A 14,453-nucleotide genomic window follows, 5' to 3' on the forward strand; every position below is an offset into this window, starting at 1 on the left:
AAGCGAGTTTTCTTCTGTATATAGGAGAATTGATTTTTGTAATAAAAAATTCATTTTATAAGAAATGTACGCAATATTTGTTGTTCTCCTAAATGTGTTACATGTATAGCTCTCGTTTTCGGGGCTTTTGTTACCCAATTTTGTTCTAACATTCTTTCTAATATAGCTTTTCCTAAGGCTCCTGCTATATGGTGTTGTCTTTCAGTCCAATCTAAGCAACATTTTGAGAATGCTCGTCTTTTCCTGTATAATGAATCCAAGTCAATACCAAATTCTTTGAAAAATAATTGTCCCTCTTTAGTCACCTCAAATTGTAAATTTTCCTTAACTAATATGTTGTTATTCAAAAGTGAATTTGTAATTTCAACACCTAATTTCCCAGCTAAATGGTCATAGCAAGTTCTGGCATATTGAATTTCTCTAGTCTCTTTCGATTGCTTTAAGGATTGAATTGGTTCTGGGGGAGCTAAATATAGTATTTTTTCTAGAGATTCTGCTATTGTATGATTGGTTATTTTGTAATAACGGTGTCTTCCATGTTTTTCAACATCTATAATTTCTGCTTCATATAGTTTTTGAAGATGAAAGCTAGCTGTTTGTGGTTTGATTTTTGCGGCATATGCTAATTCAGTAGCTGGGTGTGGACGACCATCCAAAAGTTGAATTAAGATGGTTGCTCGTGATGTATCACTAATAAGAGAAGCTATTTTTGCTGCGTTTACATTCATTTGCATCACTCCTTATTTTACATCCATATTTCGATGATAATGGAATTATTTGTGTTTTACAATACAAATAAATATCGAATTTAGGAGTGATAGTATGAATGCTAAAACAGAGAAACTGTTATGTAAAGAAATAAAACCAAAGATTTTATACTATGGAATGCCAATTTATTTATTATCGACATTAGATGAGGATGGAACAACAAATATTAGTCCAATGTCTTCTTCATGGGCTTTAGGAAACTATGTAATTTTAGGTATTGGTTTGGGAGGGAAATCGATTGAAAATCTTGAAAGGAATAGAGAATGTGTTATTAATTTACCTTCTTCATCGCAGTGGAAACAAGTGGAAAAAATCGCACCTTATACAGGATTAGAACATGTCCCAGTTTACAAACAAGAAATGGGATATACCTATCAAAAAGATAAATTTGCACTAGCTGGCTTGACTCCGCTAGATTCAAAATTTGTAAAACCACAACGTATTAAAGAATGCCCATTACAAATCGAAACAATCGTAAAACAAATTAGGATTCCAGAATATGATCCTTTCTTTGCAATTGTTGAAACCGAGGTTGTTCATGTACATGCGCATGAAGAGATAATACTAGGGGAAAACCATATTGATCCGCAAAAATGGAGTCCATTATTTTATAACTTTAGGCACTATTTTTCGATAGGAGAAGAGCTTGGGAAGAATTATCGAGCTGAAAGTTAGTTGTATGTATTTTGAATGACAAATTATATACAATTGAAGTTTTTCGATGGACAGAAGATGAGGGATATGAATATTGGAATCCATTAACACGTAATCTATCTCTTATAGATTCAAAAGAACACGCAATTGAACTTGCTTATGAACATGTAAGACAATATACTTCTGAAAAAGTAATGATGAAAGGTGATATTAATACATAATTGCAGTTCTTTTTATAGGTGTCAGTGATAAACACTAGGCTTAATTAACTGAAAACAAGTAATTTACGAACTAGAAAATAGGGGGATTTTAGTGAGAAAAATAGTACTATATAGTGATCAAGTGCAAGAAGATAGAAAATTGGATTATGAACTTTTAAGATTATTAAATAAAGAAAATCCTTCAATAGCATATCTTCGATCATCTTCAGATGTAACAGGAAAGTATTTTAATTATGTAGTTAAATACTATAGAGAATTAGGAATTAGTAATGTAGAATATTTTGATTTAGATAAAGAATACGATGAAAGAAAGATTAATGACATATTTAATTATGATGCAATACATCTTTCGGGTGGAAATACATTCCGCTTTTTAAATTCCCTAAGAAAAAGAAATTTAATGCAGCCATTAAAATATTATGTGGAAAATGGTGGGGTTTTGATTGGGGTTAGTGCAGGCAGTATAATAACAACTAAAAGTATTGATACAGCTCAATTTGTAGACGAAGATATAATAGGACTAGAGGATAGAAGCTCTTTAGGTTTTGTAGATTTTGATTTTCTGCCTCATTGGAGTGAGGAACAGAGTGAAAAATATTTAGATTTAGTAAGGGATTATTCCAAGTTGAAAAATAGGACAATTTATGCTTGTAAAGATGGTGGCGGGATAGTTATTGATGGAGAAAATATTAAATTGATTGGAAATATAATAAAAATCTAATCTGGTGAAAATGATGGAGGTAAGAGGATTATCAATTAATCATACAAAGATTATGCGCTGAGTTCATCAATATGGATCTCAATTAAAAGAGAAAGTACGACAGCATCTAAAACAGCAAATGATTCATGGAGAGTTGATGAAACCTATATTAAAGTAAAAATGCACTATATTTATATCGTTCCGTTGATTCAGAACAGAATACCATTGATTTTTATCTAAGTAAATCAAGAGATAAACAAGCAGCCAAGTGCTTTTTCAAGAAAGCCTTGGCCTTTTCGTACGTTTCTAAACCTCGTGTGATAACAGTAGATAAGAACTATCAAATTGATCAGATGTTTTTGATGTTGTTCAAACAGTTGCTGTAGTATCTAAGTCCCTATCATTATCTTCGTTATTTGTTTGAAACACTTCCTAACATCGATTAAAACAATAAAGAGGAAATTGATAAAGTCTTGCCGTGATCAATGGATTTACCATCTAGTTGCAAAGTACCAAAAAAGTGAAGCAAACAAAAAATAACTCCAAAATCAACTTTTATTGTATATTTTGGAGTTACTTGACGTTTACATTGAAAATGGGTCGGAATTTTGGACATCCTTTCACAATCTAATATAATTAGGTAACCAAAAATCACCAATGAAAAGTTCTTATATTAAATAGAAAAGCCGACTTTCAATCCATAATTCTGGAAGGAATGAAATGAACCCAAAAAGTTTTACGATTCTTTTTAAATTAACGGTGAATATGGCCATTACTCTTTGTAATTCCATACCAATTAGACCCGAGGATGAAGCCACATCGTATCCGTGTTACCCTCAAAAATCATTATTTTTATTAACTCCTTTGATGGCACTCGCTACCCCAATAGCAATGAGATTAATGCAATTACAGTTGAAGAGGCTGAATGTTTCTTCAGTAAATTTTTATTTTGGAGGTTTATTTTTTTAGTTTACTGAATTAATTGATTTATTCACTGGACTTTTTTCGCTCTTTTTATCGTAATAAAAAATGAGTGAATGTTAATAGTTATTAAAATCTTCGGATCCTTGAATTTCAATATGGGTGAATAATGGTGAAAAATTAAATTGAAAATTATGAAAATTAATATTGCGCTTATTTTTTACCTCTGATATATTATATTTAAGTAAAAATTCAGTAAATTATTAATTTTTATTTACTAAAAATAGAAAAAGAGGTAATCATATTGGTAACATTAAATGAAATTGCCAAAAAGGCACAGATATCAAAAACGACTGTATCAAGAGTGTTAAATGAGGACCAAACTTTATCCGTTACAGAAGAGACTCGGAAAAAAATCCTTCAGGCTGCAGAAGAGTTAGATTACATACCTAAAAAGCAACGAAATATAGAAAAAAAAATTACCAATCCTAAGCAGTACGGAAAAATTGGGCTTTTGATGTATCTTTCTCAGGAATCGGAATTTGATGATCCATATTTTTTGGCCATTCGTAATGGAATTGAAAAGAGGATGATTGAATTGGGAATTGAACTATCGAAAGTGTTGAGACCTCCTTTCAATAAAAAGGATCTAGAAGGATTGGATGGACTAATAGTAGTAGGAGTCATAGGTCAAGAAGAGGTGGAAAATCAAGTAAAGCAAGTACAACATTTAGTGTTTGTCGATGTATCTCCTGATGAACAACTATATGATTCAGTGGTGATAGATTGTGAAAAAGCTACTGAAAAGGTTATTCAATACTTATTGGATTTAGGACACAAAAAAATCGGTTATATTGGTGGTCAATCATATACCATTGGTGGATTATCTGGAAAATTAGAGATTCAAGATGTACGAAAAAGAACATATGAAAAAATGCTAACGGAACAGGGATTATATAACCCGGAATATACTTATATTGGAAAATGGGCAACGAAAGATGGCTTAACGCTAATGGAGGAAGCGATCCATTCAGGGAATCTCCCTACCGCCTTTTTCATTGGAAGTGACCCTATGGCCATTGGTGCTTTGAAAGCTTTAACGGATTCAGGATTAAAGGTTCCTGATGATATCGCAATCTTTGGATTTGATGGGATTGAATTATGCGAATTTGTTACTCCTCCATTATCCACTGTAAAAGTTCATACCGAGGAGATGGGGAAAGTAGCAGTAAATCTTCTAGTTGAACGCATTGATGGGAGAACACTGCCATTAAAAGTGGTGGTTCCGACTAATTTGATTATTAGAAAAAGTTGTGGAGGTGAGGGGATTTAAAAAATTTTTAAGAAGGAATGAAAACGCATTCTTAAAGTTAGGTCTAAAGATTGTTTTACAAAAGACAAAATTGATCTTCAAAAAATGATAGGGGGGATTTATGTTGAAAAAAAGAATATCGTTATTATTAATTTTAGCTATTTCTTTTGCAGTGGTGCTTTCTGCTTGCGCGAACAGTGAGAAATCTTCTAGTCAAGGTAAAAGTGGGGAGAAAGTATTACGCTTTGCTACATGGGATACTGGAGAGAGTCTCAAATACCAACAAGATATTGCGAAAAAGTTTGAAAAGGCGAATCCAGGAGTGAAAGTGCAAGTTGAAGCATATGCTGACGGGTTTGAGGATAAGCTGGCTGCTTCTTTCGGAGCAAAAAATCCCCCTGATGTCATGTATATGTGGAATTATCCAGATTACTATAAATCTCTGGAGCCACTTGATGACTACGTAAATAAAGACAGTAGTTTTAAAACTACTTTTGATGATTTTTATACAAATATTCTAAACTATCACAAATTTAAAGATACTACCTATGGATTTCCAGTTGGTTTTACCACTCGCGTCATTTACTACAATAAAAAACTTTTCCAAGAAGCAGGGGTACCTCTTCCGACTTCTGGTTGGACTTGGGAGCAGTTCAGTGATGCAGCGAAAAAGTTATCCAATCCTGAAAAGAAACAATATGGGTTTGTTCTCTCTTCCAAAAAAAATTCATATGCATTCCAAGAATATGTATGGAGTAATGGGAGTAGTTTCATTAGTCCTGATGGCAAAAAGGTAGATGGATATATGAATAGTTCAAAAACACAAGAAATCCTTAAAGACTTTCAACATATGATTGATGAAAATAGTGCTATTGTGTCTGATAAAGTCACTGATAGTTTCAAATCAGGGAAAATAGCTATGATCGAGAACGGCATTTGGCCTTTAGAAGAATTTAAAAAGGCTGGCATGGATTTTGGAACTGCAGAAATTCCATCCTTTCATGGACAACCTTCAAAGGGTGTTATCCATTCTGCAGGAATTGCAATGGCCAAAGACTCTAAAGAAAAAGACATAGCTTGGAAATTTATCAAATACTTTGTATCAGCAGAAGCAGCAAAAATGAGAAAGTCTGATATGCCAGTACTTAAGAGTGTGGTTTCCGAACAAAGTCATAAAAATGATCAGTTATTAAGTACATTCTATTCTATGCTTGAAAGATCATCAGATACTCCAGGCTTTTTACTTACAAGCAAATGGACAGAAGTTGACAAAAAACTAGATTATGCAATTAGCAGTGTATTATTAGGGCAAAATTCAGCAGATAAAGCCTTGAATGAAGCGGTTAAATTAATAGAGCCTGAATTGAAAAAATAGTTTAAGAGAAAGAAGGGGATCATTTTATGATTATAAAAACTGAAAATAAAATAACTCAAACGGTTCCCGAACGACCTATATCCATTCTATCAAAGATTAGATGGGGAGACCTTACTCCCTATCTATTCATTTCTCCTTGGATCATTGGTTTCTTCTGTTTTACGTTCGGACCCTTGATTTTTTCTCTTATCATAAGCTTTTTTGATTGGCCTACTGTTGGAACCCCAACGTTTATTGGTTTCAAAAATTATGTTGATATGTTTACAAATGATCCAGTGTTTTGGCAATCTTTAGGAGTTACCTTTAAGTTTGCTGCTATTTTAGTACCGTTAAACATCGGTATTGCTCTCTTGCTAGCTATATTATTAAATCAAAAAGTAAAATGGCTTTCAGGCTATAGAACGATATTCTATCTTCCTACAGTTGTTTCGGGAGTAGCCCTTTCAATGATTTGGTCATGGATGTACGACGGTGAATACGGTTTACTAAACTATCTACTATCATTAATAGGCATTAATGGACCAAACTGGCTAAATGATCCAACCTGGTCACTTTTTGCCATCGTGTTTGCAGGTATTTGGGGGCAAGGGACTATGATGCTGATATTCTTAGCCGGTTTAAAAAATATACCGAAAGACCTATATGAAGCTGCAGATATAGATGGTGCAAGTAAATGGCACAAGTTCAGTAAAATAACACTTCCGATGCTTAGTCCAACCATTCTGTTTAATGTCATTACTGCTATCATTTCAGCATTTCAACAGTTAACACTCGCGCTTGTTCTAACAGGTGGAGGACCTTTAAGAAAGACGTATTTCTATGCGATGTATGTTTATGAAAATGCTTTCAAGTATTTTAAAATGGGTTATGCATCCGCAAATGCTTGGTTTATGTTCTTAATTATTTTGGCTCTGACATTACTGGTTTTCAAAACATCTAATACTTGGGTTTACTATGAAAATGAAATGAAAAAGAAACAAAAATAGGAAAGGAGGAATATGATGATTACGAGAAGTATAACAACGAAGGTTATTGTACATACAATACTGATTATTTTTTGTTTATTTTTTATCGCACCATTTCTTTGGATGTTCATTACAGCTGTAAAAACCCCTGCTGAGACATTTGTTTTTCCTCCGAAACTAATTCCGTCTCAGTTTGAATTTAGTAATTTTTATACAGCCTGGACTGTTTTACCTTTTACAACATTTCTGAAAAATTCTTTGATTGTTACAGGATTAGGCATCATCGGACAACTATTATCATCTTCTTTAGTAGCTTATGGATTTGCCAGATTCAATTTTAAAGGAAGGGACATTCTTTTTCTAATTTTACTAGCAGGAATGATGATTCCCTGGGATGTAACTGCAATTCCCTTATATATGGAATTTAATCAGTTGGGCTGGATTAATACTTTAAAACCACTGATTGTTCCTAACTTTTTTGGATCACCCTACTTCATTTTTTTACTTCGCCAATTTTTATTAGGAGTTCCTAAAGAAATGGAAGAAGCAGCGATCATAGACGGGGCGAACCATTTTCAAATTTTTTCTCGGATATTCATTCCGTTAATGGCTCCAGTATTGGTGGTTGTCGGTGTGTTTCAAATGTTAGGCTCATGGAATGATTATTTAGGACCATTAATTTTTCTGAACGATCAAAGTAAATACACTTTAACGTTGGGACTCATGCAATTCAAAGGGATGTTTGGAGTTGATATGACTTCTATCATGGCTTCGACTCTATTAATTTGTATTCCTCCCATTATAGTATTTTTTATAGCACAGCGCTTTATCCTGGATGGCGTTCAAAATACAGGTATCAAATAATGTTTATTTCCTACCTGATCAAGGAAGACAGAAAGGAGGAAGTGGGCCGTGATCGCAAGGATTTATCATTTATTAGAATGGATCATGAAATTGTTATTTCTTAATTTATTGTGGATTGGATTTACATTGATTGGTTTTGGGGTGTTTGGATTATTCCCATCGACTGTTGCTATGTTCCAATTAATAATGGATTTGATCAACAAAAAGGATACAAAAATGGTAGCAACTTTTTGGAATTCCTATCAATCTAATTTTAAAAAATCGAACAAAATGGGTTTTGTCATCGTTTTAATAGGCTCGATACTTATGACGGATCTTTATTTTTTTCAAATGTATGACACCTTGGTAAGTAGGGTTCTTTCCCTTATGAGTTTGTCAATGCTTTTATTTTATGTAGTGAATTTACTCTATATTATTCAGACATTTAATCATTTTGAAGTAAAAACATTTCATTATTTTAAATATGCCACATTAATAGGCATAGCAAATCCGATAAAAACGATCATGATCATCATCACTCTCATTCTGATGGCACTTCTTTTTTTAATATATCCAGGTCTAATTTTCATGTTTGGTGGTAGTGGTATTGCACTAGTCATCGTATTGTTTACAAAAAATATTTTTGCTCGCTTAAAAGGTGTAGCTCTATAATTCAATATTTTAAAAAAGAAAAAGAGGAGGAGAGGCTATGATCACACAAAAGGCAAACATTGAGGCCATTCATGAAGATAGTGTCAAAGTCAAAATTGACCAAAGAGAAGAAAATGGAGTTTTATTTGTTCATATTCATATAGGATCAGAACAACCCATTCAATTCCCAAAAGTTAATTTAGTTTGGCATCACCCAATTGTTGATATTCAATCATATTGGCATCCGGGATCCTCCCGTAGTAAAAGTTTCGGTGTGGATTGGGATGGAGGTTTTTCTTCTAAAGCAACAGTATTAGCCCCGGTTGGCTGTTTCTATAATCAAGAAGGACAGAACAGGCTGGCTGTAGCATATTCCAATGCAATGGATACTGTTAATTTTAATTTGGGCGTCCACGAAGAAACTGGAACGATGAAAGCGCAAATCACATTATTTACAGAGCCATCCAAAGTTCGATCATCCTATGATGGAGTGATTCGAGTCGATATGAGGGATATTCCTTATTATCAAGCAATCCAAGATATTTCCGTGTGGTATGAGGAAATGGATGGATATGGGCCATCCTTTGTTCCAGAAACTGCGAAGCTTCCTATGTATTCGACATGGTATAGCTTTCATCAGGACATATCTGATGATGAAATCGAGAAACAATGTGAGATTGCGAAACAGTTAGGTTGTGGGGCTGTTATCGTTGACGATGGCTGGCAGACAGAAGATGATCATCGTGGTTATGCTTATTGTGGAGATTGGGAAGTGTCTCCTAAAAGAATCGTGGGCATGAGGGAACATGTTGAGAGAGTACATGATTTGGGGATGAAATATTTATTGTGGTATAGTGTACCATTTGTGGGAATCTATTCAAAGACGTGGGAGCGCTTCCGAAGTAAAATTTTATATTTCAATGATAGTCTCCAGGCAGGAGTTTTGGATCCACGTTACCCAGAAGTCAGGGAATATTTGATATCTACTTACGAAAAAGCTCTGAAAGAGTGGGATCTAGACGGATTTAAATTTGATTTTATTGATTTATTTGATTTAAATCGAGCGAAGGGCCAAGCAATTCAATTTGATCCAGAACGGGATTATGAATCCGTACAGGAAGCGGTGGATCGTCTATTTACTGATATTATGGAAAGTTTAAAATTAATTAAGCCATCCATTATGGTTGAATTCAGACAAAGATATATCGGACCTTATATGAGGAAATATGGAAATATTTTCAGGGTAGGAGATTGCCCGAATGATGCAATTACAAACCGTGTTGGTATTATGGATCTACGCTTGCTATCAGGAAACACTGCTGTTCATTCCGATATGATTATGTGGAGTCCAGAAGATACGACTGAAAATGCGGCACTACAATTAATCAATGTCATTTTTGGTGTACCGCAATTTTCCATGCGTTTTGAAAAATTAAATAAAGATCATTTTGAAATGGCAAAGTTTTGGCTAGGGTTTTCGAAAAAATACCAAGACGTATTATTGAATGGTGATTTAAAGCCTACTGCACCAGAATTACTTTACCCGATAGTAGAAACTATGAATGACTCAACCAGACTAATCACCATTTACGCAGATGTTTGTATTAAGACTGGTACCAATATTCCCGAGGAATTTATTATTGTAAATGGCACTTTAAACGAGGAGTTCATCCTAGATTTAGAAAAAGATCTTGTCAATATAACAATTGAGACATACAGCTGTACTGGCAATTTAATCCGAAAACATAAAACCGATCTATTCAAAGGGTTACATAGGATAGAGACAGAGAAATCTGGAGTTCTAATTTTTAGAAAAGCCTAAATCGGATTATGGCTTCATGTTAATGAATGCTGGTATTCAACTAGAACAAACTGTTTTTAGGAACACTGCAATGGAACGATTTTTTTCACGGATTTTTATTCTAAAAAGCCGATCCTAGTTGCAATAAATAATAAATAAAAATGGTTCATGAGGAGGATGAAAATGTCAAAAATTACATTTCTAGGTGCTGGAAGTACGATTTTTGCCAAAAATGTACTTGGTGACTGCATGTTAATACCTAGTATCCAAGGATTCGAGTTTGCCCTGTTTGATATTGACCATCAACGCTTAAAGGATTCTGAGAACATTCTGCAAAATCTAAAGGAAAGCTCCGGTAGCAACGTGTACATCAAGACTTATACGGACCGGAAAGAGGCGTTAAGAGGAGCAAAATACGTCATTAATGCTATACAGGTCGGCGGATATGAGCCTTGTACGGTGACCGACTTCGAAATTCCAAAAAAGTATGGGCTTCGCCAGACAATTGGAGATACAATCGGTATTGGCGGCATTTTTCGCGCATTACGAACCATTCCGGTGATGCTTGATTTTGCCAAAGATATCCGTGAAGTTTGTCCGGATGCTTGGTTTTTAAACTATACAAACCCGATGGCGACGTTAACGGCGGCAATGATTCGTTACGGTGGCGTAAAAACGGTCGGATTGTGCCACAGCGTTCAGGTCTGTGTTCCGTACTTATTTCGTTCGCTCGGAATGGATACAGAAAATGTCCAGTGGAAAATTGCCGGAATCAATCATATGGCCTGGCTTTTAGAAGTGACAAGAGATGGGAAAGACTTGTACCCGGAAATCAAGAAACGTGCGGCTGAAAAGCAAAAAGAAAAACATGATGATATGGTTCGTTTGGAACTGATGAACCGTTTCGGCTATTACGTAACGGAATCGTCCGAGCATAACGCCGAATATCATCCATACTTCATTAAAAGGAACTATCCGGAACTCATCGATAAGTTGAACATTCCGCTTGATGAATATCCGCGCCGCTGTGTCAATCAAATTGAGGACTGGGTGAAAATGCGTGAAGACCTTGTTAACAATAAAAACCTGACACATAAACGTACACTTGAATATGCTTCTTATATCATTGATGCAATGGAAACTGATAAACCATTTAAACTCCACGGAAATGTCTTGAATACAGGCGGCTTAATCAGTAACCTTCCGGAAAAAGCTGTGGTTGAAGTTCCGTGCCTGGTCGATCGGAGCGGAATTACACCTTGTTATGTAGGAGAACTTCCTGAACAGCTGGCGGCGCTGAACCGTACCAACATCAATACCCAGCTTCTTACTATTGAAGCAGCTATAACAGGTAAGAGAGAACACATTTATCAGGCCGCAATGCTTGATCCACATACTGCGGCAGAACTGTCTATCGATGATATCGTCTCATTATGCGATGATCTCATTGAAGCACATGGTGACTGGCTGCCTCAATTTAAAGGGACAGAAATTTTGAAGACATTCTAAATAACGTGAATGAATGCGACAGAATAGACTGGGTTCCAGACTGGTTTATTCTGTTTTGGTGAAAAAATGTTCACTAGAACCCAAGAGTGAATATGCTTGAAAAAAGAGAGCAAACCACTAATTAATCTTTATGTAATAGGGGCTTGCTCCTTTTTTGTGCCTGTCTTGGGTGTAATCTCTAGGGTGATAGCACCGAGCTGTGAAGGCAGAAGGAACAGGAAAAGACTTAGATTAGTAGAAGTAGTTATTCATTTTGCTGCGGATTCATTTGTCGGCGAAAGTGTAAAGGCCCCGTTAACGTATTTTTTGAAAAAATAGTAAATAAGAGATATTATATAAGCTAAGGCAACATGATAATAGGCTATTTATCTTAAGGGGTAATATAGAAATTGAATTCTTTAGAATAGGAATGCCAGTTTTGTATTGAATTATTCTAGGTAATGATCATTGTTAGAAAGAAAGGAGCACCGAGTCGTTAGGCATAAATCCTAAATTCCGGTGTTTTTTTGTATGAAAAAGTAGGCAGGTTTTAATTATAATTCAATGTGAATACAGAAATTTGTTCTATAGTAAATGTATCTGTATATATAGTAAGGAATTGCCAAAATATAAGAATTGTATTGGAGAGATGCGACATGGATAGAGGTAGTTGTTTTGTAGGAGGAGATAGTGAACAAGACATTAAATTTTCTATTATAATTCCTGCACACAATGAAGAAAGGTATATTGGTAGATGTCTGGATTCTATTGTGGCTGCATCAAAAAATTATAAAAATAAGGTTGAAGTTATTGTTGTACTAAATCGCTGTAGTGATCGAACAGAAGAAATTGCCCAGTCATATCATTGCGTAACTGTACAAGATGAAAACAAAAACCTTTCTAAAATAAGAAATGCTGGTGCAAAAGTAGCTAGGGGAGAAATCATTGTTACAATTGATGCAGATAGCTGGATGAGCGAGAATATGTTGAGTGAAATAGAAAAGCAATTAATGACTGGAAAATATATAGGTGGGGGTGTTAAAGCAAAGTTTGAACGTATTTCACTAGGAATCATAGTATCGGGAGTATTATTAATTCTTCCTCTCATTTTTAAATATGGACTCATATCAGTTGGGATGTTCTGGTGTTATAGGAAAGATTTTAATGCAATTGGTGGTTTTAACGAAGGTTTGTTAATGGCTGAAGATGCAGAATTTGCGATGCGTTTAAAAAAACATGGTAAGACGAGTGGAAAAAAATTCAATACGATAAAGAAAGCATATATGACAACTTCATGTAGAAAATTTGATGAACATGGTGATTGGGCATTAATAAAGAGACCTCAAATTATTTTTGCATATTTAAAGGGGACAAATAGAAGGTATGCAAATGAGTTATATTATGAAAAAGATAAAGAAAAAGAAAACTAAGATAAACCGACTTGTCTTGAAAACGCAAGTCGGTTTTTATGTAAAAGAGGGTTTGAAATTAAAAATCCTCTGAATCTTTTTTTCGTATATGTAGGAATAGCGAAATGATGATAATAACAAAAATTATTATTGTTTGTACAAATAGATTTTTAAACTGAAATAACGAGATCCATGAAAGCGCATAATCCTTAACAGATTGAAGAGATGGAATGCGAGTAGGCTCGGAACCATAAGTAAATAGTTTTTTTGTTTCGATAAACACGCTATTTTCTCCGTTGACCCCCATTACAATGGAAATATATCTTTTGTTTCCTTGTTGCACTGTACCAGCAAAACTATATCCAGCAGAATTTGCAAAGCTAGTTTGTAAACCATCGACGCCTTTAAATTTCACATTGCTATCAAGTGAATACAACATTTTATTTGTATTGAAAACATGTATATCTTTGAAGGTGAATTGATAAGAGGTTAATTTGGAAATTTCCAATATTATAGGATAATCTGTTAGTAAATGCTGGGCTAATTTGGAGGCATCTAAAGCTGTTATTTTAGATTCTTCTTGTTGATTCACTATAATACCGCTTGCATTTGCAAAATATGTTTTATTAGAAAGTCCAAGTTGTGTAGCTTTTTCATTCATTAAATTCGTAAAGTCTTGCTCACTTTTTGAAATATGTTCTGCTAAAGATACAGCCGCACTATTATTAGATGTAAGAACCATTGCATGAAACAGATCACGAACCGTTACTTGATCGGCAGTATTTATATCAATATCCTTTCTCTCTGTTTGAATGGAAGAATCATTTATTTTTACACGATCATCCCAATTGATATTTCCTTTATGTATTTGTTCTAACACAATATACTCTGTCATCATTTTTGATAAGCTTACTGAGGGAAGAGGGATATCTTCATTTTTTTTATATACAATTTCTTCTGAGGTTGTATCTATTAAAATAGCTGATTTAGCTTTAATTGAAGGTCCATTTACATAGAAATAAAAATAAAAAACAACAATTGCAGTAATAAGAAAAGATAAGATAAGAAGCATCAGTTTCTTAAAATATTGCATAGGCTATCCTCCTTGTATCTCGATATTACTAGTGTAAAAATTAATATTTAACTAGGAGGAAAGAAAAGTTAAAGAATTTCTAAAGAATTATAAGGAAAATATTAAGATTGGATAATTATAGTGATGATGATGGGCTAAAAATATAATTTGACTTACATTTAAACATAAAGAAGATTTAACATTGGAGGACAGGAATGTATTAAGAATGTATAAGGAATAAATTATTCTAGTATAAATATAGAAGTAAATTAT

At 34.1% G+C, this 14,453-nt stretch carries 12 protein-coding genes and 3 pseudogenes; 12 read left to right on the forward strand and 3 right to left on the reverse strand.

The window, feature by feature from the left end; translation table 11 throughout:
• Positions 1 to 50: 50 nt before the first annotated feature.
• The gene (locus BLV40_RS09725; RefSeq protein ID WP_090689371.1) at positions 51 to 728 is read right to left on the reverse strand and encodes an ArsR/SmtB family transcription factor; all 678 of its coding nucleotides are present in this window, start codon (positions 726 to 728) and stop codon (positions 51 to 53) included.
• A gap of 94 nt (positions 729 to 822) precedes the next feature.
• Between BLV40_RS09725 and BLV40_RS09730 the strand changes: the two genes are divergently transcribed.
• The 4 genes and pseudogenes from BLV40_RS09730 to BLV40_RS09745 all read left to right on the forward strand — a co-directional run.
• Positions 823 to 1,443: a flavin reductase family protein gene (locus BLV40_RS09730; protein ID WP_026590845.1), complete on the forward strand. Its 621-nt coding sequence runs from the start codon at positions 823 to 825 to the stop codon at positions 1,441 to 1,443.
• 11 nt (positions 1,444 to 1,454) lie between these two features.
• A complete protein-coding gene (locus tag BLV40_RS09735; protein WP_090689374.1) occupies positions 1,455 to 1,643 on the forward strand; it encodes a hypothetical protein in 189 nt (62 codons plus the stop codon).
• 121 nt (positions 1,644 to 1,764) lie between these two features.
• Positions 1,765 to 2,331: pseudogene (locus tag BLV40_RS09740) on the forward strand (Type 1 glutamine amidotransferase-like domain-containing protein); the annotation flags it as partial.
• Between the two features lie 14 nt (positions 2,332 to 2,345).
• A pseudogene (locus BLV40_RS09745) lies at positions 2,346 to 2,681 on the forward strand (DDE-type integrase/transposase/recombinase); the annotation flags it as partial.
• Positions 2,682 to 3,011: 330 nt separating this feature from the next.
• Here BLV40_RS09745 and BLV40_RS29230 read toward each other — a convergent pair.
• A pseudogene (locus tag BLV40_RS29230) lies at positions 3,012 to 3,197 on the reverse strand (hypothetical protein); the annotation flags it as partial.
• Positions 3,198 to 3,568: 371 nt separating this feature from the next.
• On the opposite strand from BLV40_RS29230, the gene BLV40_RS09750 reads away from it, so the two are divergent.
• The 8 genes from BLV40_RS09750 to BLV40_RS09790 all read left to right on the forward strand — a co-directional run bounded on the left by BLV40_RS09750 (position 3,569) and on the right by BLV40_RS09790 (position 13,129).
• Positions 3,569 to 4,597: a LacI family DNA-binding transcriptional regulator gene (locus tag BLV40_RS09750; protein WP_026590847.1), complete on the forward strand. Its 1,029-nt coding sequence runs from the start codon at positions 3,569 to 3,571 to the stop codon at positions 4,595 to 4,597.
• A 103-nt stretch (positions 4,598 to 4,700) separates the two neighbouring features.
• Positions 4,701 to 5,951, forward strand: a complete 1,251-nt coding sequence (locus tag BLV40_RS09755; protein WP_090690009.1) for an ABC transporter substrate-binding protein — start codon at positions 4,701 to 4,703, stop codon at positions 5,949 to 5,951.
• Positions 5,952 to 5,977: 26 nt separating this feature from the next.
• Complete coding sequence (locus BLV40_RS09760; protein ID WP_090689380.1) at positions 5,978 to 6,937, forward strand: carbohydrate ABC transporter permease; 960 nt, start codon at positions 5,978 to 5,980, stop codon at positions 6,935 to 6,937.
• Between the two features lie 15 nt (positions 6,938 to 6,952).
• Positions 6,953 to 7,780, forward strand: coding sequence for a carbohydrate ABC transporter permease (locus tag BLV40_RS09765; RefSeq protein WP_026590850.1), 828 nt, complete (start codon positions 6,953 to 6,955; stop codon positions 7,778 to 7,780).
• A 48-nt stretch (positions 7,781 to 7,828) separates the two neighbouring features.
• Positions 7,829 to 8,431, forward strand: coding sequence for a YesL family protein (locus BLV40_RS09770; RefSeq protein ID WP_090689382.1), 603 nt, complete (start codon positions 7,829 to 7,831; stop codon positions 8,429 to 8,431).
• Positions 8,432 to 8,468: 37 nt separating this feature from the next.
• Entirely contained in the window at positions 8,469 to 10,232 is a 1,764-nt protein-coding gene (locus BLV40_RS09775) for a glycoside hydrolase family 36 protein (protein WP_090689385.1), read from the forward strand.
• 162 nt (positions 10,233 to 10,394) lie between these two features.
• On the forward strand, positions 10,395 to 11,720 hold the full coding sequence (locus tag BLV40_RS09780) for an alpha-glucosidase/alpha-galactosidase (protein ID WP_090689388.1): 1,326 nt from the start codon (positions 10,395 to 10,397) through the stop codon (positions 11,718 to 11,720).
• Between the two features lie 635 nt (positions 11,721 to 12,355).
• Positions 12,356 to 13,129, forward strand: a complete 774-nt coding sequence (locus tag BLV40_RS09790; protein WP_090689393.1) for a glycosyltransferase — start codon at positions 12,356 to 12,358, stop codon at positions 13,127 to 13,129.
• Between the two features lie 58 nt (positions 13,130 to 13,187).
• Here the strand turns inward: BLV40_RS09790 and BLV40_RS09795 are convergent, their stop codons facing one another.
• A complete protein-coding gene (locus BLV40_RS09795; protein ID WP_090689396.1) occupies positions 13,188 to 14,201 on the reverse strand; it encodes a D-alanyl-D-alanine carboxypeptidase family protein in 1,014 nt (337 codons plus the stop codon).
• Positions 14,202 to 14,453 lie beyond the last annotated feature (252 nt).

Source organism: Bacillus sp. 166amftsu, from assembly GCF_900107445.1.
Lineage (GTDB): Bacteria > Bacillota > Bacilli > Bacillales > Bacillaceae_G > Bacillus_A > Bacillus_A arachidis.

Bases quoted from the DNA above. Each gene is read 5' to 3' on its own strand.
- BLV40_RS09730 (WP_026590845.1), top strand. From the start codon at position 823: ATGAATGCTAAAACAGAGAAACTGTTATGTAAAGAAATAAAACCAAAG.
- BLV40_RS09765 (WP_026590850.1), top strand. From the start codon at position 6,953: ATGATTACGAGAAGTATAACAACGAAGGTTATTGTACATACAATACTG.
- BLV40_RS09775 (WP_090689385.1), top strand. From the start codon at position 8,469: ATGATCACACAAAAGGCAAACATTGAGGCCATTCATGAAGATAGTGTC.
- BLV40_RS09790 (WP_090689393.1), top strand. From the start codon at position 12,356: ATGGATAGAGGTAGTTGTTTTGTAGGAGGAGATAGTGAACAAGACATT.
- BLV40_RS09725 (WP_090689371.1), bottom strand. From the start codon at position 728: ATGAATGTAAACGCAGCAAAAATAGCTTCTCTTATTAGTGATACATCA.
- BLV40_RS09780 (WP_090689388.1), top strand. From the start codon at position 10,395: ATGTCAAAAATTACATTTCTAGGTGCTGGAAGTACGATTTTTGCCAAA.
- BLV40_RS09760 (WP_090689380.1), top strand. From the start codon at position 5,978: ATGATTATAAAAACTGAAAATAAAATAACTCAAACGGTTCCCGAACGA.
- BLV40_RS09795 (WP_090689396.1), bottom strand. From the start codon at position 14,201: ATGCAATATTTTAAGAAACTGATGCTTCTTATCTTATCTTTTCTTATT.